The organism is Bradyrhizobium sp. CCBAU 53351 (assembly GCF_015291745.1).
GTDB lineage: Bacteria > Pseudomonadota > Alphaproteobacteria > Rhizobiales > Xanthobacteraceae > Bradyrhizobium.
In genome coordinates, this window is record NZ_CP030059.1 from 1,621,526 (window position 1) to 1,645,212 (window position 23,687).

Annotated in this window: 16 protein-coding genes; 7 read left to right on the plus strand and 9 right to left on the minus strand. The window is 59.0% G+C overall.

Going from position 1 to position 23,687, the window contains the following annotated elements; all coding sequences use genetic code 11:
- Nucleotides 1–105: 105 nt before the first annotated feature.
- From XH83_RS07820 to XH83_RS07830, 3 genes are all read left to right on the plus strand, one after another.
- Nucleotides 106–1,449 carry a lipopolysaccharide biosynthesis protein gene (locus XH83_RS07820; protein ID WP_194406440.1) on the plus strand — a complete coding sequence of 448 codons (1,344 nt, stop codon included), beginning with the start codon at nt 106–108 and terminating at the stop codon, nt 1,447–1,449.
- Between the two features lies 1 nt (nt 1,450).
- Complete coding sequence (locus XH83_RS07825) at nt 1,451–2,659, plus strand: glycosyltransferase (protein WP_194406441.1); 1,209 nt, start codon at nt 1,451–1,453, stop codon at nt 2,657–2,659.
- Nucleotides 2,660–2,947: 288 nt separating this feature from the next.
- Nucleotides 2,948–5,068 (plus strand): Ig-like domain-containing protein, encoded by a 2,121-nt coding sequence (locus XH83_RS07830; protein WP_194406442.1) that lies wholly within the window; start codon nt 2,948–2,950, stop codon nt 5,066–5,068.
- Between the two features lie 118 nt (nt 5,069–5,186).
- On the opposite strand, the gene XH83_RS07835 is transcribed toward XH83_RS07830, so the two are convergent.
- The 3 genes from XH83_RS07835 to XH83_RS07845 all read right to left on the minus strand — a co-directional run bounded on the left by XH83_RS07835 (nt 5,187) and on the right by XH83_RS07845 (nt 9,526).
- Nucleotides 5,187–6,626: a hypothetical protein gene (locus XH83_RS07835; protein ID WP_194406443.1), complete on the minus strand. Its 1,440-nt coding sequence runs from the start codon at nt 6,624–6,626 to the stop codon at nt 5,187–5,189.
- A gap of 521 nt (nt 6,627–7,147) precedes the next feature.
- Complete coding sequence (locus XH83_RS07840) at nt 7,148–8,110, minus strand: NAD(P)-dependent oxidoreductase (RefSeq protein ID WP_194406444.1); 963 nt, start codon at nt 8,108–8,110, stop codon at nt 7,148–7,150.
- Nucleotides 8,111–8,140: 30 nt separating this feature from the next.
- Nucleotides 8,141–9,526 (minus strand): undecaprenyl-phosphate glucose phosphotransferase, encoded by a 1,386-nt coding sequence (locus tag XH83_RS07845; RefSeq protein WP_371746298.1) that lies wholly within the window; start codon nt 9,524–9,526, stop codon nt 8,141–8,143.
- Nucleotides 9,527–9,930: 404 nt separating this feature from the next.
- Here XH83_RS07845 and XH83_RS07850 point away from each other — a divergent pair, with 404 nt between their 5' ends.
- Nucleotides 9,931–10,887: an ABC transporter substrate-binding protein gene (locus XH83_RS07850; protein ID WP_194406446.1), complete on the plus strand. Its 957-nt coding sequence runs from the start codon at nt 9,931–9,933 to the stop codon at nt 10,885–10,887.
- A 676-nt stretch (nt 10,888–11,563) separates the two neighbouring features.
- Here XH83_RS07850 and XH83_RS07855 read toward each other — a convergent pair.
- From XH83_RS07855 to XH83_RS07885, 6 genes are all read right to left on the minus strand, one after another.
- A complete protein-coding gene (locus XH83_RS07855; protein ID WP_194406447.1) occupies nt 11,564–12,505 on the minus strand; it encodes a GDP-L-fucose synthase in 942 nt (313 codons plus the stop codon).
- Nucleotides 12,486–13,571 (minus strand): GDP-mannose 4,6-dehydratase, encoded by a 1,086-nt coding sequence (gene gmd, locus XH83_RS07860; protein ID WP_194406448.1) that lies wholly within the window; start codon nt 13,569–13,571, stop codon nt 12,486–12,488. Before gmd ends, XH83_RS07855 begins: the two co-directional genes overlap by 20 nt.
- A 214-nt stretch (nt 13,572–13,785) precedes the next feature.
- Complete coding sequence (locus tag XH83_RS07865) at nt 13,786–14,352, minus strand: transglutaminase-like cysteine peptidase (protein WP_194406449.1); 567 nt, start codon at nt 14,350–14,352, stop codon at nt 13,786–13,788.
- Between the two features lie 1,689 nt (nt 14,353–16,041).
- Nucleotides 16,042–16,626 carry a hypothetical protein gene (locus XH83_RS07875; RefSeq protein WP_194406451.1) on the minus strand — a complete coding sequence of 195 codons (585 nt, stop codon included), beginning with the start codon at nt 16,624–16,626 and terminating at the stop codon, nt 16,042–16,044.
- Nucleotides 16,623–17,804, minus strand: coding sequence for an ERF family protein (locus XH83_RS07880; protein WP_194406452.1), 1,182 nt, complete (start codon nt 17,802–17,804; stop codon nt 16,623–16,625). The genes XH83_RS07875 and XH83_RS07880 overlap by 4 nt, the downstream gene beginning before the upstream one ends.
- Nucleotides 17,788–18,606 (minus strand): YqaJ viral recombinase family protein, encoded by an 819-nt coding sequence (locus tag XH83_RS07885; protein ID WP_371746353.1) that lies wholly within the window; start codon nt 18,604–18,606, stop codon nt 17,788–17,790. Before XH83_RS07885 ends, XH83_RS07880 begins: the two co-directional genes overlap by 17 nt.
- A gap of 536 nt (nt 18,607–19,142) precedes the next feature.
- On the opposite strand from XH83_RS07885, the gene XH83_RS07890 reads away from it, so the two are divergent.
- From XH83_RS07890 to XH83_RS07900, 3 genes are all read left to right on the plus strand, one after another.
- Nucleotides 19,143–19,412 carry a hypothetical protein gene (locus tag XH83_RS07890; RefSeq protein WP_194406454.1) on the plus strand — a complete coding sequence of 90 codons (270 nt, stop codon included), beginning with the start codon at nt 19,143–19,145 and terminating at the stop codon, nt 19,410–19,412.
- Nucleotides 19,413–20,028: 616 nt separating this feature from the next.
- Complete coding sequence (locus XH83_RS07895) at nt 20,029–22,155, plus strand: type I secretion system permease/ATPase (protein WP_194406455.1); 2,127 nt, start codon at nt 20,029–20,031, stop codon at nt 22,153–22,155.
- A complete protein-coding gene (locus tag XH83_RS07900) occupies nt 22,142–23,581 on the plus strand; it encodes an HlyD family type I secretion periplasmic adaptor subunit (protein ID WP_194406456.1) in 1,440 nt (479 codons plus the stop codon). Before XH83_RS07895 ends, XH83_RS07900 begins: the two co-directional genes overlap by 14 nt.
- Nucleotides 23,582–23,687 lie beyond the last annotated feature (106 nt).

Sequence of the window (23,687 nt, forward strand, 5' to 3'; positions counted from 1 at the left end):
CTATCACAGTAACCGATTCCGTCGAGGATCTGAGACACGTTGGGCTGACGCATGGTCTGAACCTGATGCGGGTAAGCTGGCTCAGGGCGGTAGTCGGATTATGCCTTGTATTCGGTTGCAACTCCCGTGAATGAGCGCGCGGAAGTTTGGAGCAGATTGCGATCGCATCCATTGTTTGGCGCCGCGGCTGGGTTGGCAGCGCGGGTCATTCAAATGGGATCCACGCTGGCTCTCGTGCCTATCCTGCTGAGTCACCTGGGCTCCGAGCAATTCGCCGTGTGGCTCGCCGCGAGTTCCTTGATGGGCGCTTTTTCGTTCATCGATTTGGGAATTGGATCGGGTCTAGTCAATCACATCGCAGTCTCGAAGGGAGCCTACAGTACCGCGCGAACATACCTTTCAAATGCGCTTGTGGCTCTTACGTTGTTCTCAGTCGTCAGTACGACGGTGGTATGTCTGACGTTCTTTTTGAATCGGACGGGTAGTAGCTTCGTTCATTTTCAAGGTACTGGAGCTTGGGAAGCATTTTTTGTGACGTGTCTGACACTTTGTATCGTGTCGCCCCTGAGCCTTGTTTGGAAAACCAGACTTGGTCTAGGTGAAACCGCAATTCAAAGCATTTGGGACGCATTTGCCTCCCTCGCCACGTTTTGCGCGATCGTTGTCAGCCTCCAGTTCAATGCAGGTATCGTCGCCGTAGTAGCTTCTTTCTGCGCGGTGCCTCTAGTCGTTCATTGCCTCAACGGCACTCTATTGCTTCGGCGGCGCCCCGACCTGAAGCCGCGTCTTTCGCTAGCAAGTGCGGGGAAGCTGGCAACAGTGCTGAAAGCCGGCGCTCCGTTCCTGCTCGTAAACGCGATCAGCGCCATCAGCTTTTCCTTCGATTCTGTCTTGGCACTACATCTCTTGGATGCCGAACAGGCGGCGCGATTCGGGGTTGCGCAGAAAATGGCCATCGCGGTCCAGACGTTGCTTTCGATTGGCCTGACTCCGTTTTGGCCTCAGTTTCGAGCTGCAACCGCGGAGCAAAATGCGCGCGGCGCGTGTGGACTTTTGGTCTCCGCTTTTTCATTGGCCTTGCTTATTGCGGGTTCTGTCTCGACGGCGACTCTCCTGTTTGGAGATGATGTCACGCGTCTTTGGACCCGTGGCAGGATATCGCTTCCAAATGACCTGATCATTGGTGTTGCGATCTGGATTCCGGTTTTCGCCGTGAACGCGGTGCTCACGTCACTCATGAGCGTGCCATCGCTGCTACCTATGCAACTGAAACTGGCGAGTTTGTCTGGGATATGCTGTTTTGCAGCTAAGGTCGCTTTGGCAAAAGCGTTGGGGGGAGTTGGGCTGTTCTGGGGAAATAGCTTCGGCCTGTGTGCCTTTTTTATAGTTCCTGCTTCTTTTGTTATCGCGCGCGACCTTCTCAGGATGCAACGGCGTAAAGGCGGTTAAAGTGTCAAAATCAGACAATCTTAACTTGAAGGTCGCGCACTTCACGGAAGCGCCGTTGGGAGGGGTCCTTGCGCATTTGCAGGAATTGATTGCGGAGCAAATCAAAGATTCTGCAATCTCCCAAATTGTGGTTTTCGGTCCCGATATAAATGACGAGGCTCTATCAAAGCTGGCTCATCCAAAGCTTGTCATCAAGTCGTATCCATACGTTGGGCGATCGATACGGTCCCTGATCAGAGTCCCCTTTGCCGCCGGGGCGCTGATCCAACGCTTTGAGCCCGATGTCGTTCATGTCCACTCTACGTTTGCTGGACTTCTTGTGCGTCCAGTTGCTTTCCTGCCGAAGCGCCGCCCAATCATTGTGTATTGTCCTCATGGTTGGGCATTCCTGCGGGACACAAAGGCGAACCGGCTATATGCGTGGCTTGAGGCGGCATTGTCGCGCTTGTGCGACGGTGTCGTATGCGTATCTTCCTCCGAGCGCGAAGCGGCTGCTTCAGCCGGCATTCCTGTTTCGAAATGTGTTGTGATTCTAAATGGCATCGCAGACGAGGCGGTGCCGTCAGCGAACTCGGCGTCAGGCCTTGGGAGGCCTCTCAAAATTCTTTTCGTAGGTCGTTTCGATCGACAAAAGGGATTTGACGTGTTTCTCGAGGTCATGTCCGTGCTTGGCGACTTGGCTCAGGGCTTTGCGATCGGTGACTTCGTTACCGATGCCACTACCGCTCTAGAAATTCCCGAGAATGTCGAGCTCCTCGGTTGGAGGACTCGGTCACAGGTCGAGGAGAGCTTGGTTTCGGCTGACCTGCTCCTGATGCCTTCTCGCTGGGAGGGATTGCCCATGATCGCGATCGAAGCGATGCGAGCTGGTCTTCCGATATTCTCCTCCTCAGTAGGAGGGCTTCCGGAGCTTGTTGAAGATGGAGCGACCGGACGCCTCCTGAAGAGCTTGCAACCGCGGGATATCGCGAATGCGATACGTGCCACTAGCACTGAGGAATTGCGAAGCTTCGCTCAAAACGCTCATCGACGGTTTAAAATGCACTACACGGCCCGATCAATGGCTGACCGGACAAAGCAGCTCTATTTGGATCTCCTGGGAGCTCGTGATTCTTACTCGAAAGAAGCCGTGACTACATCTCGAAGTAAGGCGGAACGCTCAGGAAGCACCCTGCAGCGCTCCATCGATGGCGCGGACAGCAGCCCGTAGAAAGCTCAAGCTCGCGCGCGCCGGCTCCGCGCTACTCGTCCGACCCAGGCAGAACCTCAAAATGGATTAAGCGCAGAGCAAGGTTACCGAAAAACTCGGGCCCCCCGCACTGCCTTCATCATGGAGCGGGTCGGCGCGCTCGGCGCAAGGAAAATTGAGAGGCCCCCGGCGAGCTAAATTGGCTAAACGTCAAATTAAGCACATCAATTAAAGAGTGCTCGGTGTCCTTAAGCGGAATTGCATTCCTGCCGTCTACGGTGTGCGCATCCACTTTGAGGAGCGCCCACGGTGTCCACTTCAACTGCAGGCTATACGATCAACACCGCAACGAGCACGACAAGCTTTATCGATTCCATTGGTGTCGCCACTCACCTTGCATCTTACGGTCCGACGTACATCCTGAGCGAGCTCTCATATCTTGGGATTTGGAACGTCCGGGACGGTATCCCGTCCGCTGACGCGCTTTCTACGTATGTCGCGGCGGCCGAGGCCGGAGTCCATTTTGTTCTTCTCGAGTCGAACGCCTTTTACCCGAGCACGGCGGGGCAGGTGAATGCGACAGCCGACGTTTTGCGCGCAGATGCTCTCGAAATAGCCGTGCCCGGCAGCATCATCGCGCTGGAAGGATCGAATGAATACACGACCAACACCTACTATCTCAACGGAATTTCCTCTCACGGGAATCTGAGCTGGGGCGCGGCCGACGACGCCGCGTTGCAGGCGGCGATGCGAGCAGACCCGCTAATGGCCGGTGTCAGCTTGATCGCGGCCTCCGAGTGCAGCACAACCGCGATTCCCTCCTTTGGGACATTTGCCGATGCTTCTAACGTCCATGTCTATGGAGGCATCGGCCAGCAATTGCAGGATGGTATCAATGCCTGGGTCGCAGCTGCTCAGGCGTCAAATCCCGGCAAACCGGTCTATATAACGGAAACCGGCATCTCCAGCTCGGGCTTCAACACCTCGACCTGGGGCGGGGGCGTGGCAGACGCCTACACCCAGGGCATCATCGACACCAATGCTCTGTTGGACGGTTACAAGGCGGGAGCCGCTATCACGTTCCTGTATGAGTTGATGGACGAGCCTGGTGCGTCGAATGTCCAGGAGCAGCACTTCGGCCTCTTCAACGCTGACGGGACCCCGAAGCCAGCCGCGGTCGACATCAGCAACCTCACGCATATTTTGCAGGACAATGGTCCGGCACTCACATCGCCCGGAACACTGGCCTACAACATCACCGGTCTGCCAAGCACCGCGTCTTCGATGCTCTTGGAAAAGTCGAGCGGTGCTTTCGACATCGTTCTCTGGAATGGCAATGCGACACTTTACAACGGCACCAGCGTCGTGACGCCGCCAACATCGGAAGTAACGATCAGCTTGCCCAGCGCGGTCTCAAGCATCAAGATTTTCGACCCCATTAAAGGGACTACCGCCATTCAGACCGTTTCCAACGTGAGCAGCATAACCGTTGGCTTATCGGCAGATCCGATCATCATCGAGATCGAGCAATCTAGCACGACGCCGCCCGCTCCGCCGGCTGCGCCCCAGGCCCTGAGTGATCCCAACATCGTGAACGGTTACGTCAATGCGGTGCACAACACGGCGCAACAAGCTATTACTGGGATCGCCCAAGCCGGCGCTATAGTGACAGTTTACGACAATTCGTTCGCCTTGGGTTCTACCGCTGCGGATGCCAATGGTGCCTGGAGCTTCGTCTTGGGCGCATTGTCGGACGGTTCTCACCAAATGACAGCCGTCGCCTCGAATGCATCCGGCCAAATGAGCGCGGCCAGCGCCGCTCTCAACTTCATAGTCGACACCATTGCACCGGTCCCGGGTATCGTCAACGTCGTGCCGACCGGGTCGAACTCGGTCACGATCAGCGGCATCAGCACAACCGACTCGAGCGTTTCAGTATACGACAATGGCAAGCTGATTGGGACGGCGTCCTCCACGAACGGCTCGTGGAGCCTGACCACCAAATTGTCGGGTTCAGCCACACACACCCTAACCGAGACCGCGACGGACGCCGCCGGAAACACAGGGAGCGCTCTTGGGGTCACCCTCTACTCCAACCAGAGCAAGCAGACTCTGACGGGCGGAGCGGGCTCGGACGTGCTCATCGGCGGCAGCGGGGACAAGCTGACCGGCGGGGCCGGCTCGGACGTTTTCGTCTTCAACAAGGGCTTTGGCACGGAGGTGATCACCGACTTTGCCCCCAGCACTGCGACGACGCAGGGCGATCACATCGTTTTCAGCCGCGCGATGGTGGCGGACTTCGCTCAGCTGCTCGCCGACGCCCGTCAGGTGGGAAGCGACGTGATCATTACCGTCGACAAGGCGGACAGCGTGACCTTGAGTCACGTCGCATTGTCGAACCTTCATGCGTCCGACTTCAGCTTCATCTGACGCTTTCGGCGATCGGCGGTGCGCCCGGCGGCTAGATCGGGCGGGGCGAACGGAGGCAAAGCCAAAGTCACCTACTCCTCAGAACTAACGTTCTTAGCTGAGGGACTGCTAGGTTCGTTCAAAGGCGTTTGTTGCTTGGATAAAGGGGCGATCGCCTGATCGGTGCAAGAACCGCAAGTAGAAGCGAAGCAATCGGGCCTGGAAAGCTGCGGGCTATCGATCCTTCGAGCCACTCAGATACAACTGAGTTTTTGTTGCTGGTGAGGGCCAAGAGCAACTGGTCGAGTCGAAGACGAGGGGCGATTTCCGAAAACTCACGATGAAACTGGCTGGCTGCGTGGGGGAATGAGCCCATCGCCTCGGCTTCTTTCAAAGTCGGGCGACTAACCAAGGCACGAAGAACGAGAAAGGAGGCTTCTGTCAGGTCTGGGCCCAATTCCAAGATGTTCTGACCCGCTGTGCCCAAATTAGCTAATACTTCGTCTGTGAACGCCTTAATGGTATCCTGCTGTAGCCCAACTCCCCAGACTCTCGCCGGATCATTCTCCGCGTACGGAGCACGGACTGGCCGGGCGGTGCCATTTGCTTCTCTCTCATGGGAAATGGTCGTCCCGTGCTGCGCGGCGCAGATCGCTTCGAACAGTGAGGCGCGTATAAAGGGAGCCAGCGACGCTGCGCGCCCCTCGTTGACGTAGGACTCAAGAGTGCCCACGCCGACGGGGCGGCTGAGCAGCCGATAATAGAACCCGTGAACGCGGTTGACGAAAGTTGGATCATGCGACTGGACTGCAGCGTACAGAGACCGCTGTAGGCCGCCTTTCCAGCCCAAATCGACGATGCCGATCTTTTCCTCGCAGAAGAATCCTTCCTGCCTTAGATAATCGACGAGCACCGCTCGTTGCCGTGCTGCGTTCTCGATCACATGTTCCAGATGGCGGGACCGCAATGTGGATGTTAGATCGGAGAATTGTTGAGCCGTTAGCTTGGCCAAGGGGGATTTGAAGCCAGCATCGGCCAGCAGCTTCAGAGCAGTAGAATCATCGCTCAGATCAAGCCTCGTTAAGATTTCGCCGACGGTTTGATCGGTGTGAAACCCCAGTGACTTGATGTCGTCCTCGGAAAGGTCCTGGATTCCGGGAAGGTGCAAGCTTTGACGAGAAACAAACAAATATCTTGCGTCTAGATCCAATCCAGAGTGCCTTATGATCTTACGAGCCATCTTCAGTAAGATCTGGCCGTCCCGCGCAAGAAAATACAGACTTTTGACGCCGCTCGCTCGTGCACGCGCTAATATCCAAACCACGTATGCGAGAAGCATCACGGCGCTAACACCCGCGGATATTTCGGCAATAGTACGTTGATGCGAGGTGACGGGGTAGCTCCTTAATCTGGCCGCGCGCGCACTCTCGGCCAACGCAGATCGCACGATCCTCGGTTTGATAGAATCTGCCTGGGCAAGCAGACGTTCGAAACGAGTGAGATGCTCGTCGTGGCAACAAACAGATGAGCAGTCCCACCGGCCGGCCTGGATAACGTCAATACTGTCGTCGATTTGCAAATGATTATCCGAGTTTCTTTAGCAACCGGAAGAGGCCATCGATGCGGCTCGCCTCAATAAGCTCGTTACTCACGCTTCGTTCCTCATGCGAGAAGAGAGGATGCGGTAACCTTCGGTCGATATCAGAGGCGCAACTCACCGTATAATCGGGTTTCGCAGGCTAAGTGTCGTTGCTCTTTGTGTTGTGATGTTCCAAGCACTATGTGAAGTATCAGGATGAATGTTTTCGTCATCGTGAAGCATGGCCTTCGGCCTATGGATAAGTGGAGTCCGGGTCGATCGACCGCAATTCGTCCACGAATAGCTTGCTCCGCCCGCTTTCAAAGAGCCGCTGCGCCTAACGACGAGAATGCGTCAGCAACGCTCAAACACCTGCCTCTGTCAAATTACTAGTCGCAAACGTAAACTCCGAACGCGCTAAACACAAAAGATGCGCCCCCATCAACCGACCTCTCGATCATCAAAAGCTTGGCCGGGCTGTTCACCTGCCCGAACAATTCACACAGACCCATGTCGCGGCATTAGGTGAAGCATCCAGACGAATCGTTTCGCCAGCGCAACAGGGCCGATTGGAGTTGCCCGAGTGGCGCTTGACCCTTGGATTGTAGCCAACCAGGAACGACATTGGTAGACTTGACGAGCTTCATAACGCGATCCGGATGAATGCCAACGCCGACCGCCGAGAACGGCTTGAGAATAGTTGCTGCCGCTTTCACCGCAGATTCAGGAAGCAGAAGCTCTCGCGCATTGGGAAAGTAACTCGCCCGGAACGCGGTAACGATGTCCTCAATCGTATAGCGATCTGGGTAACACGCATTGAACAAGACGAAACGCTCCGGGCACGAACGAGCAAATTCGATGGCATTGATCAGGTCTTCGACATAGAAGCAGCCCTTGATCGTGTCGCGCCGACCCGGATAAATAAAGAAGCCTTTTTGCAGTAGAGTAGCTAGCCGAGTGAAATTTCCGTTTTCTCCAGGCCCGAAAACAACCGCGGGGCGCGTGATGACTAACTTGCGTTCTTGATTCTCCGTCGCCCAGTCTCGAAACACCTGTTCGGCCAAGAGCTTCGATCTGCCGTAACTAGAGCTGGGCGCAGGGGGCGTCTCTTCCAGCTTCGTATCTTCGCCAGGGCCGTACACGGAGATCGAACTCGTGAAGACGATTTGCGGCACATGCTTGCGTCTTGCCAGCGCCGCGATCTCGATGGCTCCGCCGACGTTGGTCTCATAGTACTCGTGGTCAGGATGTCCAGGCGTGCGGTGTACCGCGGCAAGGTTGTAGATGGTTTCTATTGCGTCGGGCACATCAAAGTTGCCGAGAGCGCGCACATCACCGATCTTGTACTCGACACCAGAAATAGGTGCGGTGGGCGCGCGCAAATCAACACTCACAATCTTGGCTGCGACGGTCTTTCGCAATCGACGTAACAGATGGGTTCCGACAAAACCGGATCCACCAAAGACTAGAATGCTTCTTTCCATTGGCCCCTCAGCCGCAGCATCAATTGCTTTTCAATATGCGTTTGGATCGCGCAAGCTCGTAACAGCCGTCAGAAGTAGGATCTTAAGATCAAGTCTGACGGCCCAGTTATTGATATACCAGATGTCGAGCTCGACTCTCTTCTGCATCAACTCGATCGCGCGGATTTCTCCGCGGTAACCATTAACTTGCGCCCAACCGGTGATGCCGGGCTTGACGTGATGGCGGAAGGAGTAGTTGCCGATGATCTGCTCATATTCGGTGTTGTGGGCGGCGGCGTGCGGTCGCGGGCCGACCAGCGACATGTCGCCCTTGAGCACGTTGAGGAGCTGCGGCAGCTCGTCGATCGAGGTCTTGCGCAGCCATTTGCCGATCGGCGTGACGCGAGGGTCGTTCTTCTGCGCTTGCGCGATTGTCGGGCCGTCCTCGAGCACGCGCATGGTGCGGAATTTGAAGATCTTGAACGCGCGGCCGCCGAAACCGTGGCGGGTCTGGAGGAAGAACACCGGCCCCTGCGAGGTTAGCTTGATGAGGAGTGCGGTCACCAGCATCACCGGCGCGAAAACCAACAGCCCCAGGCTCGCGCCAAGGACGTCGAGCGTGCGCTTGAGCGCGCGCTCGCTGGGGGCCAGCGGGGCGCGGCGCAGTTCGGCGGTGAAGGTGTTGCCGGTGCCGGAGAGCGGATAGCGCAAAAAGCGGGCCGTGGTGGCGTCCGGCACCAGATGCACGGGGAGCGGCAGGATCTGCAGCACGTCCAGAATGCTCTCGATCGCATGCTGCCGGCTCCAATTCATAAGCAGAAAGATGTGCTCGACCCGGTTCTCGCGCGCGTAGGCGATCAGCTCTTCGAAGCGCGGTGCGAGCGAGGAGAGCAATAGCGGCGAAGCCAGCTGCCTTGCAGGGATCTCCATGATACGCATCAGGCGATAGCCGTGCTGGCCGAGCTCGTCGACCGCATTGGACGAAGTGGCAAGGCCGAACTCGGCGATCATGATCGCTCTTCCGTTGGCGAAGGCGCCGGTGCGCAAGGAATTCGCAGTCCACCGCGCCGCCACGGTCTTCCAGGCGAGCAGGGCGGCAAGGCCGACCAGGTAGAACGAGATCGTGGTTCCTCGGGAGAACTCCTCGGTGACCTTCATGGTGAAGGCGATCGCTAGCAGCGCACCGAACAGGCCGGTCCAAGTTGCGGTTGTCATTCGCAATGTGCGTGGCAGGTCCGTGATGGTTCGGAGTCGATAGCCCTGCTGCACTACGGTCAGTAGGACAAAATTGATTGCGACGAGGACACTAGCCGCCGCATAGACGTCTGCTTTGCCGACGAAGCTCGTAGTGGACAAGAGATAACCGACCGCGCAGCCAATCCCACTGACCAAGATCAAGATCGCATCAACCGCGGCCATTGAACGTTCAACAACCATAGGGCGCAGCCAGTTCGACGAAAAGCTTGTAGATGCGAAAGCGGTCTGCTCGACCGCGGGAGATCCCGTCGCAGAATCAAGAACGCGCACGGGTCGAGTAGTAATATTTGTCATCCTGCAAAACCCATTGACGCCAAATTTATTTACCCGAACAAGCTGTGCTATCGGTCAAAAGCGCTGCTAAAACAAGGTGAACGAAAAATTAACCCTAATCTCCAAGGCGGATTGTAGCTCATCTCGCCGCGAGTGATATGTCAAATTTTCAGCCCGTCAGGAAGTTCTTGTTGTCAACCCAGGCCCGGAGGCGGACCCGACGGAGGGGGAGGCGGTACCTTGCTACTGGCCTTGCCGCCATCGCTTTAGTGGGTACCCTGCTTGTCCTTCTTCGTCCTGAAGCGACCCCCATGCGATCGCCGACACCTTCCAAAGCTGGGTCAGTCAAGCTCCTCCTTGACGGGCGATATAGTGCTCGGTTTGCCGGCGAACTCGCTGCATCGAGGCAGGGCTATTTCTCCCCCCGTATTGAGGTGTCGGCTCAGCCCGACGAGCCTGAGTTCGTCCAAACCATTGCACGCCGACATGCCATCGGCGTGACGAGCGGCCAAAACTTCCTGCTGGCAAGCTGGCGCGGCGTGCCCGTAACTGCCTTCGCTGCAAGCTTCCTTGATACCTCGGTCGCGATCTTCACGCTCGAAAGCTCGGGACTGCGGCAGCCGGGGGATCTGATCGGAAAGCGAATTGGATACCGCAGAGCGACTGAGGGGGGCGTCGTTTTGGACGCCATGATGGCGCAGCTCGGGCTTCCCCGAAGTCAGATAACCGAGGTCCACGACCGCAATAGCTTCGAAGCACTGCGGGCCGGGGAAGTGGATGCGATCGTTGCTGCGATTGATGAGCAGCCCGATGCCTCCAGCTGGACCTTGAAGCTGAACGTCATCAAACCGCAGGACTACGGCATCCATGTCCCAGGTCAGGTCTATTTTGCGAGCAATGATCTCATCCTCGACCAGCCGTCCTTGATTGCCGATGTCCTCCAGGGCCTCATTCGAGGTTGGCAATTCGTTTACGCTGACTATGAAAAGAGCGTGCCCGTTCTCGCTGGCGCCAGCCCGGCCGGGCTGAACTCCGGGCGGCTGAGATACGACTTACAGCAGCAGCGCGAGCTTGTGTTGCCAACGGGCGGCCGCATTGGTGACTACGACGAAAGTCGCTGGCGCACGCTGCGGGATATCCTCATTTTTGCGAAGCTCGGCCAGGAAGATGTGCCTATAGCTCAGACGGTCAACTACCGATTCTTACGGGATGTGTACCGCCGTTCACCTGACCTTTCCGCCCCCGGCGTCTTGGGCGTTGAGAAATAGGACCGAGAAGCCACACTCGTGCGCCATATTAACTCAGACTGGGCGGTCACCCGCCGGCATCAGTTGCTTTTCCGCCCGTCGCCTTGGTAAAATCGCTTCACAATTCCGGTCAGTCGCGGGGTGGCTCCGTGACGTTGGCGCTGTGGGATTTGACGACGGCCCAAGTCCGCCGGGCGAGGAGCTTATGGGATGCTTAAGACATCGATGCGAGTTGGACTGTTGGCTGCGACGGTTTCCCTATGCGCAGCGAGCGGAGCCAGCGCCACAATGCAGATGCCCGCGCCGGCCGCCCTGCTCATGGGCGAGAGCCAAGTGACGCCTGCTACGTTCTGGGCGCAGCCGTATCCATATCGCTATGTGCCGTGGCGCCGTTGCCCATTGGTGCGAGTCGAGACGCCTTATGGCTGGTACATGGACCGGGTTTGTGCGCCGACTGGCCCCGTCCTGAGGCGGGCCTACTGACCTGCCGTCGATGATCGGTTCTTCGAAATTTCTCGGAGTATCCCGCGGCTAAGCGATGCTCGATTTGCGCAAGGCAGATTTACGCTGCTACGTTGTGCGCAACACGTACCTCTAAATGTACTAGATTCTCGCTAGGTAGTGCTTCGCGTCGCGTTTATGGAGGCTGCTGCTTCGCAGGCTTCTCGCCGATCACGCCTATCCTGGTCAGTGCGTTTTATGGACCTACTAAGTAACTATTATATGCTGACCTTATTCCGTCTCTGAGTGGCGTTGCCGCCCGCCAGCCCAGGCGAGCAAGTCGGCTGACCTCGAGCAGCTTGCGGGGCGTTCCATCCGGACGCGAAGTGTCGAAGGTGATCCTTCCAACGTATCCGACCGTATCGGCCACAACTTGTGCAAACTCGGCGATGGTGATGTCCTCCCCGGTGCCGATGTTGATTAGCTCCGGGCTTGAATAGCTCCTCATCAGATGCACGCAAGCATCCGCCATGTCATCGACATAAAGGAATTCGCGCCGCGGTGCGCCGGTGCCCCAAACGGCCACGCTCGTTGCGCCCGTGATCTTCGCCTCGTGGAAGCGGCGGATCAGGGCGGCAACCACGTGACTATGCTCGGGATGATAATTGTCGCCGGGACCGTAGAGATTGGTCGGCATCACGCTAATGAAGTCGCATCCGTACTGGTTGCGATAGGCCTCCGCCATCTTGATGCCTGCGATCTTGGCGATCGCGTACGGCTCATTGGTGGGTTCCAGCGGGCCCGATAACACTGTGTCCTCACGCAGCGGCTGCGGCGCCAGCTTCGGATAGATGCAGGAGGAGCCTAGAAACATCAGTTTCTCTGCGCCGCTCAGATGCGCAGCATGGATCACATTGGTGGCTATCGCAATGTTGTCGTAGATGAACTCAGCGCGCAACGTGTCGTTGGCGACGATGCCGCCGACTTTTGCGGCGGCGAGAAACACGACCTGCGGTCGCGTTCTGGAGAACCAGTCCAATACGGCAGCCTGGTTGCGGAGATCAACCTCGTTCCGCTCCACCGTGACGATCTTCACGTCCTCACGCGCCAAGCGGCGCACGAGCGCGCTGCCGACCATCCCGCGATGGCCTGCGACGTAAACGCTCTTACCCTTAAGCTCAAACGGCACGCGTGCCATGTGCCACGTCCCGTTTCGCCTCGCTCAAATCGCTCGTTACCATTTCCTCGACAAGTTGGGCGAAGGTCCGCTTTGGCCTCCAGCCGAGCTTCTCACGCGCCTTGCTGGCATCTCCCACGAGGAGGTCAACCTCTGTCGGCCGAAAATAGGTGGGATCAACCTTCACCATAGTCTTGCCGCTCTTCGCATCGACCCCGATTTCCTCGACCCCCTCGCCGCGCCATTCGATGCGGCGGCCGACCTGCGCGAAGGCGAGCTCGACCATCTCCCGCACCGAGCGCGTCTCGCCGGTGGCGAGCACGAAGTCGCCAGGCTTGTCCGCCTGGAGGATCATGTGCATTCCCTCGACGTAATCCCGTGCATGCCCCCAGTCGCGTTTCGCCGACAGATTTCCGAGATAGAGCGTGTCCTCAAGCCCGACCTCGATGCGCGCGACGCCGCGGGTGATCTTGCGAGTGACAAAGGTTTCGCCGCGGATCGGACTCTCATGGTTGAAAAGGATGCCGTTGCTGGCGAACATGCCATAGGCTTCGCGATAGTTCACCGTGATCCAATAGCCGTAGAGCTTGGCGACGCCGTAAGGCGAGCGAGGGTAGAACGGCGTGGTCTCCTTTTGCGGGATCTCCTGCACCAGTCCGTAGAGTTCGGAGGTCGAGGCTTGGTAGAACCGGGTCTCCTTCTCCATGCCGAGGATTCGGATCGCCTCCAGGAGGCGCAGCACGCCCAGTGCGTCGGCGTTGGCGGTGTATTCCGGGCTCTCGAAGCTGACCGCGACATGGCTTTGGGCTGCGAGATTATAGATCTCCGTCGGTCGGATCTGCTGCACCAGGCGGATCAGGTTGGTCGAATCCGTCATGTCGCCATAGTGCATCAGGAACGGCACGTTCCCGAGATGCGGATCCTGGTAGAGATGATCGACGCGCGCGGTGTTGAACGAGGACGAGCGCCGCTTGATGCCGTGCACGATGTAGCCAAGGGATAGCAAATGTTCGGCCAGATAGGCCCCGTCCTGGCCCGTTACGCCCGTTATGAGGGCGATCCGCTGCTTAAGTCGATGGTCGGTCAATTTGGCCTCAGATTGGGAATAAAAGGTCCTTCGCCGCTCCTGGACTTGCCGAGTCCCTAAGGGCGTGCCTCTAGTTGAGGGATATAGAGAATTAAGAATAGCGCGGCAATCGAGCTTTAACTAGCTGATTTTGTTGAATTTCATATCCGTAAGCGCCGCGCCACACCAGCGGCTATCTTCAACCCAATCAACTGACGTGAGCATGCCGTCAGAGCTAAAAGGCGCTGACTTCCCGCGTCCAGCGCTGAGGATCAGTACCTGACTCTGCCCGCACGATTGTGAATCGATCCAAGGCATCGACAAGCGGCGTCACCACCGGGCTCAAATTATCGAGCACGAGAACCGCTCGTCCCTCGCGCACGAGCAGCACAAGGTGATGCTCTCCGGTTGCTCGGATGACGACCTCAGCGAGAAGGAGAGCCGAGCTGGGCCAGCCGGACCGTAGGAGCAGATGGCGCTTGGTGACGGCGTAGTCGCCGCAATTGCCTTCGTAAGGAAATATCTGCCACTCCGCGTCACGCCGGCTTGCGAGCGGATCTTTGGGCGCTATGCCGAAATTGACCGTTGAATTGACCTGCGCAAGCTCTCGCCAACGTTGAATTGAGGAGCGGAAATCTCGGATTCTGCGATCATCGCGATGCTGGCAATCCTCAGGATATTGAATGCAGAACTGTGAAAATGACAGCGGTGGCGTCACCGCTTTGGATTCGTAGTTCGAATAGGCGGGTTGGCCGCAAACGTAATACACTATGGCCAGCATGCGGGCCGCATGTCGGATCATCGAAAGTTCGCCTGAAATTTCTTGATTGCTAGGCGAAGTATATTGCGATGCAGCGGAAGCGCTACGACAATTGTGAGGCAATCGATGCACAATCGGGAAGCAGCGATACGCTCGATCTCGATGGGCCGCTTGCGTCTCCGCAGCCCTTAGTTTTTGCGAGATCTATCCCTAAGCCTGTCTGTTTAAAGATGACTGTGGCTTGGCCGATTTGTGCGCCCAGCAATATTGCCAGCTTTTGGAACTCTTGAACGTCGGACGTTGCTGATCTCCTTTAGTAGCGTCAGGCGTCGAAGCTGTGCTTAGTTCATGAGCGATTCAAACAGGACGCGTTGGAGCGGCACCGCCGCTGATCAGTACGCCTATGGCACCGCCATGGTCGACAATCCCAAGGCCGGCGGGTAACACCCTTGTCGGCGGCTCCGCGGACGACACCTATGTCGTCGGTGCTGCAAGTACCAAAATCATCGAAAACCCGGGCGAAGGTGTCGACACGGTTCATCACTTGTTGCATGGCTTGACCTCTCAATTTGGCTCAACGAGGAAGATGCCTGAAGGTTAGCGGCAAGGGCGCACGCTCGACGACTAGGTGCGTCAGTTGTCAGGGCTTTGTCGAAATGTCGTTCTTCGGTTCGGCGGCCCCCGAGTGGGATCGCTCGAGCAGGCCGAATTGGTAGCGTGCCGCCTCACTTGGTCGATTGTTGCTTGGAAACAGATCCGGTTGAATCGGATGGAGTAAGACAGCCATGACAGATCACCAACTTCCTGCTGAGCCGCCGATCGTTTTCCGCTTCAATCTCGTCGTGCACGGCCCACCACGCCTCCGAATGAGGACGAAGGGCGAGTAATACTGTCTCTCGTTCCTTGTTGTGTTCGTATGCAATCGGAGAACTGGTCACGCGCCGCGCCGTGTAAGGTAGATTGGGATTGCGGCCCAATCCGTCCCAGGCAATCGCACAGTTCGGCTTTAATGGCGCAGTTGCGCAGCCTGTGAGCAAACAGGCGGCACCAATAGCCGTCATGAGAAATCGCCGAGACATTCGGGCCCCAATGCAAGCGGCACAAGGCACCCGGTTCCGCTAGGGGAACTTGATGGAAATTGGTTAATGGATGGTTAAACCAACGGGTGATCAGCACCAAAACTCTGTGCTGGCTGCGATCCGATCTACCCCCGTGGTCCAGCCGTCTATGGGCATTGAATGCCTTCTAGCCAAGAGTCCACGAGGAGCACATCCCGAGGATCGCAGCTGTGCAATGGTCAGCCGTCCGGTCCGATGTTTCGCTGAACTCGTTTCGTTCGTGACGGCTTGAAAGTCCGGTCCGCGTCCAGCCATGTCGTGCCCATCAAGTTCCAGCCCTCAATCAGAATAGCCTCGCTTTCAATATAAAATGAAGCGCGGGCCGCGGCGTAAGCGGCTAGGCACAAAGATCGAGCGAATCTCGAACGAGAAGCAGGGTCCCGCTTTGTCGAAGATGCATCATGTTACCAGTGATCTTGATCAATACGACCGCCTTGAGTAACACCAATGAGACAATGGGACGGGTCGCAATTTAATCGAAGCGGTACCCATCGCAGCTCAAAAGAGTCAGTGCGACGTTCTGAGGTAGGCTATCGGCAAGTCGTTCTCCATCGGGCATGCGGAGGTTCATCTCTCAGAGTTATTGGTGGAATTCGGCGGCCTTGGCTGACTTTTACGCCCCAGCAACCTTGGCAAGGTCTGCCACCTTTGAACGTCGAAAGTTGTTGATCTCCTTCAGCAACATTAGTCGTCGAAGCTGTGCCGCATTCAGGAGCGATTCAAACAGGGCAAGGATATCGCGAGCCTGAACGTAAACTTCCATGCTGATAGCGTGTTGATCGAAGCCGTATGATTGAAGACGCACTTCGATATCGAGCGCAGCGGAAGCATCGAGTTGCCAGTCCAGGGCGTTATTGATGGTATAGATTTCGCCTACATCCTGAAAGTCCGGGGCAATGCCGGCAAGGTCGACGCGGCGGAGCGTCATCTCGATAGCCTTTTGCCGGAAGGTGTTCAGGACTCTATGCCGCAGTACCCTGTAGCGCTGCATCTCCCATGAGAGCTCGGCGATGTCGATGGCGAGTAGCCATTCGATCGCTGATTGAGGAGCAAGGTCGCGGAAGATTGCGGCCTGGATCGCGTGATAATGGTCGATATTCTCCCCGGGCAGAAGTTGCGGCGGAGGACAGAGCGCCTCGAACTCGGACGGTAGCGCGCTTGCAAACCGCGGCTGAGGTAGGCTGACCGGACCATTCATTGACCTTGCGCCTTGGATAACGGACGCAAACGCGGTGCAGTAAGTGTCGCTCCGTCCGGCAGATGGACGGGGCTGTCATCCCAAAGCTGCTTTGCGATCGGCAGCGGGGAAATTTGCAGATCGGTCCACCAAGCTCTTTCGTCTCCGTGTCGGTGAAGGGATTGATGATGCGATCGGCAGAGCGGCACAGTGAACTCGTCGCTAACTTTGCGTCCCAAGGTGCGCGGTTGAGCAAATTTCAGGTGATGCGCATCAGCAGGTGTCTTCTGACAAACCAGACAGCCCTGGCTGCGGATAAAAGCGAGGTGATCCTTGCTCCGTCGCCTAGGCGGCTCTTTCGGAAAAGCAAGACCGGTCTGCTCTCCGGGAGAGGCATTGGCAAGTGCGTGAGCGTCGCCGGAGATCTGCGAAGGATGTTCCTCAAGTAGAGACCGTCCAGCCGCTGACATAGGCTGTTGGTCTGCTACATTGATATCTGGAAGGGCGGCTTCCTCGAACCTCTTCTGGTAGGCGGCCTCGAGAACACGGGCGTCTGCCTCCAGAAGGGTGTTCTTGAGCGGGAGACTGATCTTGGTCCACGCAAGCAGCTCCTCGCCGCCCTGCTTACTAGCGAGCTCGCCCAAGAGCCTATCGAGAAGCTCGGCGGAGCGCTCGGGAGGCAGGACCGGTGGCCGGTTCAGGAGGCCCTTAGGGGACTTTCCTTTTGGCCCTGGGGCGGCTTGCGGCTCGGTGGCGGCGGGAGGCCCTGCAACGACGTCAGGCGCGTCCAGATCGTCCTCTCCGGCTATCCCGACCAGTGCAAACAGGGCGTACCGACGCACGTAGGTGAGGGCCGCCCCCATCCGGTGCGGGGCTTCGACCTCCTTGGAGGCGCAGACCGGCAGGTCCGAGGAGATCCATTCCCCGGAGGCGTGGGCAAGCAGGGTGGTGAGATAAATCTGACCCGTGACCTGCTCAATCCGGGTGGTCTGGATGGTGGCGATCTCCTGCTGGCTAAGGGACTTGCGGACGATATCGAGGCCAGAGGCGAGGGACGCGTAGCGAAAGGTTCGGTCATCCTCCCGCGGGAACGGCGAGCGGATCACGGCCGTCTGGGTCTTCTCGGGGTTGGTCAGCTCGGCCTGGGCCCGGGCGAGGGCGGCTGCGATGATGCCGATGCGCTCACTGGACCGGTGCATGGGGCTCCTCCGTCGCCTGAGCCTCGAAGCTGATCGCGCCAGACTTGGAGCGCTTGGCCCGGAGGCCGTGGCCCGTCGCCTCCTTGGCGTCTTCGGGCATGAGCGCCTTCAGATCGACCTTTGCTGCCTCATGTTGCCCGTGCGCGTCTCGGGTTTGTAAGTAAGTGGCCGCAAGCTCCGCCCACTGATTGGACGACGACATGTCGACGATTTTCACGGCTTCCAGCCGCGGGCGCGGCGTCTCGATGTTGAATAGAACAGGCGGCTCGCCGCTCTGGACGCAGCGCCAGAACTTCTTCTCGGCGGTGAGGAGGAGGTGCTGGTAGAGCGGATCGGCGTGGAGATCGATCTCGACCCATTTGCCGCCGCCGGTGATGATCGAGAGAACTGCGCTGCGCGATGCGGTTACCCACATATTGTGCTGCAGTTGCGCCATGTGTTTGTCGGCCGCGGCTTCTTCGGAGAAGGCCCAGGGCAGCATGAACTTGGCCTCGAACACCGCCCCGGTCTGCTCGACGACCCCGTCCAGCGTTGCCGCCATCCATTTGTGCACCGGGTGGCGAACACGCTTCTGGATGTCTTTGACGGTGTGACCGCTTGCCCGCTGATACCAGGCGCGGTTCAGGACCTCTGTCACCGTGCCGAGCTGAACAATAAGATTGTCCGAGAGATCCTGCGGCTCCGCTTGACCGCGCTTTTCGCGCCAAAGTCGGATGAGGCTCTCCTGGTCATCCCCCATGATGATGCGGGCGTCTGAACCGCCGATGAAATGGCGGCGGTCGTTCGCATTGAACCTGATGATTTGATGCTGTGGCTCGACATGGCCGTCACTCTGTACGCTACGCACTGGTATCTCCCACTTCAAGATCAGCGGCGGTCTTCGCCGCACTGCCTGAAACCCCGCATCCGCGAGGTGAGATACCGGCGCCGCCCCTAGCGCCCGGCCGACTCAGTAACGCTCCAATTGCAGGGGAATGCCAGTCCTTTCTGCAGCAATCTTGTTGCTTGTTGCGGGACTTTCGGCCGTCGGCCGCTCAGCATGCCTCGCTCCCACAAAGTGACAAATCGAAGCCAATCATACGAGCCTGCGGGATGAGCAGTTGTGTAGCGACACCGCCGGCATTTCTGATCCGCGGGCCGCGCAGGGCTGCGACAGTTGCGTGCTTTGCCGGATGGAGGAATCGTGCGGGGCTTAAACTTAGAGCGCAGTGTATGGCCTCAGAACGGAAGATCGGAGCGAATCGTCGGAACGCCAAGCGAAGCACTGGGCCCAAAACAGAAGTGGGAAAGGTAAAGTCGAGCCGCAATGCTCGTCAACACGGGCTCTCGAGTCCTGGTATGGACGAGGTCAGCTTATCCAGCTCACATGGCCACTCCGCGATCGCGGGGAAATGCAAGCAGCAACAGAACTGGGTCGAAGTAGATGATCTTGTCCGAGCTAATCGAAGGTTGGGTCGGATTCGGCAAGCCCGCTACGAGTTGCTGGTCGCCCTGCTGGAACACCCGAGCCCGAAGCTGGCCCGTCGCCTCGTGGGGTTGGAGCGCTATGAGAGGCCGGCCCGGACCGCGCAGCGGCGTTTCCTGAAGCGCTGGGTAAAGCAGGGCTGACAAAGAGCCGGCCGGATGGGTTGCGATTCCGGAGTTTCTGGGCTTGCGAAAGTGGGCCTCTCAGGCTTTCACATCCTGCGCCAGTCGAGCAAGCAGCGTGGCGGCGCCATGAAGCCGTCCAGCTTCGTAGATCAGCTGCTCAATATCCATTGAGACCCGAACCGCTTCCGTCACACCGCCTGCTTCCGCGCACGCCTGGGCCGCCTTGGCGATCTGTTCGGCAGCTTTCAGCTTGGTATTAATTCTGCGATGCAGGCTTTGATAACAAGTTCGATGGCTTGTGCTTCCACAGTCGCGGTTTCCTGTTGGGACATTTGAGCGCCGGGATGCACGCTCTAATCAATGATGAAGTCCAGTCATTTTCGAACAATCTTCCGGCTGATCGTGGACCCATCGGGGCACGTTGTGAGTTCGGGGGATTTCGCCCGGCTTCCTGCCGGCGGCTCACAGATTGTCCTCGATGGCTCGCTGGAAGATTCTGCCAATTCCCATTTTTGCCGGTTCAATAACAATTTGATGAAAGTTCCTCCACAACCTCAGCGAGATTTCGTTTTGCGTCCCAGAAACAAACGTGCAATACACAAGATGACGACCGGAAGTAGTGGCAGGGGCGACTTTGGAAGCCGTACGTCAGGATACGGGGCTGCAGTGCCTTGCGCTGTTGCTGCGATTTCATCAGATCGCTGTTGATCCCGCACAGATTGCGCACCAGTTCGCCGGCTCACCGGTCGGCGTTGAGGAGATGCTCCGTTGCGCCAAGCAGCTCAAGTTGAAAACGCGAGCGATCCGCGAAAGCTGGTCCGGCATTGCGAAGCTTTCACTTCCCGCCATCGTCGAGCGGCGAGACGGGTCCTTCGCGATTCTGGGTAAGGCCGGTACCGAAGACGTGCTCATTCATGATCCCGCGGTCAACCGTCCGCAGGTGATCAAGCGCGCCGAATTTGAGCAGGGCTGGACGGGCCGGGTCGTGCTGATGACGCGGCGGGCGTCTCTTTCCGATCTGGCGCGCAAGTTTGACATCACCTGGTTTCTCCAGGCCATGCACAAGTACCGCCGACTGCTCGGCGAAGTGCTTGTTGCATCGTTTTTCCTGCAAATTTTTGCGCTTGTTACACCTCTGTTCTTCCAGGTGGTAACCGACAAAGTGCTGGCGCATCGCGGCTACACGACGCTCGACGTGCTGGTGTTCGGCCTCATCGTCGTGTCGATCTTCGAGACCGTTCTCGGCGCACTCCGCACCTACGTCTTTTCCCACACCACCAACCGAATCGACGTCGAGCTTGGCGCGCGCCTGTTCCGGCACCTGATCGCACTGCCGATCGCCTATTTCGAGGCGCGGCGGGCCGGCGACTCCGTGGCGCGTGTGCGCGAGCTGGAAAATATCCGCAATTTCCTCACCAGCTCGGCCCTGACGCTGGTGATCGACCTCGGCTTCACCTTCGTCTTCCTCGCCGTGATGTTCTACTACTCGCCGTTCCTGAGCTGGATCGTGGTGGGCTCGTTCCCGTTCTACATCGCGATCTCCGCCGGTGTCACCCCGATCTTCCGCGAGCGGCTGGACAAGAAGTTCGACCGCGGCGCGGAGAACCAGGCCTTCCTGGTCGAGAGCGTCGGCGCGATCCAGACCCTGAAGGCGATGGCGATCGAGCCGCAGATGCAGCGGCGCTGGGAGGAGCAGCTCGCCGGCTACGTCAGCGCCAGCTTCGACGTGCTCTCGCTCGGGAATTGGGCGAGCCAGTCGGTGCAGTTCATCAGCAAGCTCGTCACGGCGCTGACGCTCTATTTCGGTGCGCACCTCGTCATCGAGGGCAACCTCTCGGTCGGCGAGCTGATCGCCTTCAACATGCTGGCCGGGCGTGTGGCGCAACCCGTGCTGCGGCTTGCCCAGCTCTGGCAGGATTTCCACCAGGCGCGGGTCTCGATCGCCCGGCTGGGCGATATCCTGAACACCGCGCCCGAGCCGATGTTCGACCCCTCGCGGGCGACGCTGCCGCCGATCAAGGGCGAGGTGACTTTCGACCATGTCAACTTCCGCTACCGTCCCGACATGTCGCTGGCGCTGCAGGACGTCTCGCTGAAGGTGCTGCCGGGGCAGGTGATCGGCATCGTCGGTCCCTCCGGCTCCGGCAAGTCGACGCTCACGAAGCTGATCCAGCGGCTCTACGTGCCGGAGGCCGGCCGCATCCTGATCGACGGCATCGACCTCACCGTGGCGGACGTCGCCTGGCTGCGGCGCCAGATCGGCACGGTGCTGCAGGAGAACGTGCTGTTCAACCGCACCATCCGCGAGAACATCGCGCTCGCCGATCCCGGCATGGCGATGGAGCGGGTGATCGCTGCGGCCGAGCTCGCCGGCGCGCACGAGTTCATCCTGGCGCTGCCCGACGGCTACAACACCGTCGTCGGCGAGCGCGGCGCCAGCCTGTCCGGCGGCCAGCGCCAGCGCATTGCGATCGCGCGGGCGCTCGTCACCAACCCCCGCGTCCTGATCTTCGACGAGGCCACCAGCGCGCTCGACTATGAGAGCGAGAACATCATCCAGCGCAACATGCGCAAGATCTGCGCCGGCCGGACCGTCTTCATCATTGCGCACCGGCTGTCGGCCGTGCGTCACGCCGATCGCATCATCACCATCGAGGCCGGCCGTCTGGTCGAGGACGGCAGCCATGACGAGCTGATCAAGAAGGCCGGGCGCTACGCCATGCTGCACCAGATCCAGGCGGGGCTCCATGTCGTCGGCTGAATTGATCGAGCGCAAGAGCCGCGCGTTCTGGCGCCGCCAGCGCGACGCACGCGAGTTCCTGCCCGCCGCCCTGGAGATCCTGGAGACGCCGGCCTCGCCCGTCGGGAGGGCGGTCGGCCTCACCATCATCCTCTTCTTTGCGCTCGCGATCGGCTGGGCGACCTTCGGCCATGTCGACATCATAGCGACCGCCACCGGCAAGGTGGTGCCGACCGGCCGCACCAAGACGATCCAGCCGCTGGAGACGGGTATCGTCTCGGCGATCCACGTCCACGACGGCGACAGGGTGACCGCCGGCCAGGTGCTGATCGAGCTCGACCGCACGGTGACGCAGGCCGAGCGCAAGCGGGTGGGGCAGGACCTGATCGCGAGCCTGCTCGACGTCGCGCGCCTCTCCGCGCTGCGCCGAAGCTTTGGCGACCTCGCGGCACCCCTCGACATCGAGGAACCCGCCGGCGCATCCGAGGTGGAGATTGCGCGGGCCCGGTCCGCCATGTTGGCACAGGCCGCCGAGCAGCACGCCAAGCTTGCCGCCGTCATGCAGCAGATCGACCAGAAGCGTGCCGAGGCCCAGTCGGTGACGGCCGCGATCGCCAAGATCGACGCCACGCTGCCGCTGCTGGAGGAGACCCTCACCATCCGCAAGAAGGCGATGGACATCCAGTATGGCAACCGCATCGCCTGGATCGACGCTCAGACCCGGCTGATCGACCAGCAGAACGAGCGCATCGTGCAGGAGCGCAAGCTGATCGAGATCGAGGCCGCGCGCCGCGCGCTCGAGCAGCAGCTGGCCCAGACCCGATCCGGCTTCGAACGTCAGGTCCTGAGCGACCTCTCCGATGCCCAGAAGAAGGCCGACGAGTTCCAGCAGGACGCCATCAAGACGCAGCGGAAGACCGACGAGCAGCTGCTGCGCGCGCCGATCGACGGCACGGTGCAGCAGCTCGCGATCCACACCGTCGGCGGCGTGGTCTCTCCGGCGCAGCAGCTGATGATGATCGTGCCGCGCGGCTCCAGCATCGAGGTCGAGGCGATGATCTCCAATCGCGACATCGGCTTCGTCGAGCACGGCCAGGACGCCGAGATCAAGATCGATACGTTCAATTTCACGCGCTACGGCCTGCTACACGGCAAGGTCATCAGCGTGTCGCGCGACGCGATCATCAAGGACAAGCCGCCGGGCGGGCCGGCCGCAGCGAAGCAGGGCGGCGCACTCGCAGAATCAAGCGAGCCTGCAGGACAGGAGCTTCTCTACGCCGCGCGCGTGTCGCTCGACGGCACGCAGATGCAGGTCGAGGACAAGATGGTGAACCTTGCGCCGGGCATGGCCGTGACGGTGGAGATCAAGACGGGGCGGCGAAGGATCATCGAGTATGTGATGTCGCCGTTGTTGAGGTATCGGCAGGAGAGTTTGAGAGAGCGGTAGTGTCGAGCAAGGTTGAAGGCGCTGGCACGTGAATCGCGGCTCGGTTCGTGAGGCAGCGCTAAACGGAGATTCAAACGTGAAGTCTACGGTTCCGACAGGAAAGACC

Bases quoted from the DNA above. Each gene is read 5' to 3' on its own strand.
- XH83_RS07840 (WP_194406444.1), bottom strand. From the start codon at position 8,110: ATGGAAAGAAGCATTCTAGTCTTTGGTGGATCCGGTTTTGTCGGAACC.
- XH83_RS07845 (WP_371746298.1), bottom strand. From the start codon at position 9,526: ATGGTTGTTGAACGTTCAATGGCCGCGGTTGATGCGATCTTGATCTTG.
- XH83_RS07850 (WP_194406446.1), top strand. From the start codon at position 9,931: ATGCGATCGCCGACACCTTCCAAAGCTGGGTCAGTCAAGCTCCTCCTT.
- XH83_RS07855 (WP_194406447.1), bottom strand. From the start codon at position 12,505: ATGGCACGCGTGCCGTTTGAGCTTAAGGGTAAGAGCGTTTACGTCGCA.
- XH83_RS07865 (WP_194406449.1), bottom strand. From the start codon at position 14,352: ATGATCCGACATGCGGCCCGCATGCTGGCCATAGTGTATTACGTTTGC.
- XH83_RS07875 (WP_194406451.1), bottom strand. From the start codon at position 16,626: ATGAATGGTCCGGTCAGCCTACCTCAGCCGCGGTTTGCAAGCGCGCTA.
- XH83_RS07880 (WP_194406452.1), bottom strand. From the start codon at position 17,804: ATGCACCGGTCCAGTGAGCGCATCGGCATCATCGCAGCCGCCCTCGCC.
- XH83_RS07890 (WP_194406454.1), top strand. From the start codon at position 19,143: ATGGACGAGGTCAGCTTATCCAGCTCACATGGCCACTCCGCGATCGCG.
- XH83_RS07900 (WP_194406456.1), top strand. From the start codon at position 22,142: ATGTCGTCGGCTGAATTGATCGAGCGCAAGAGCCGCGCGTTCTGGCGC.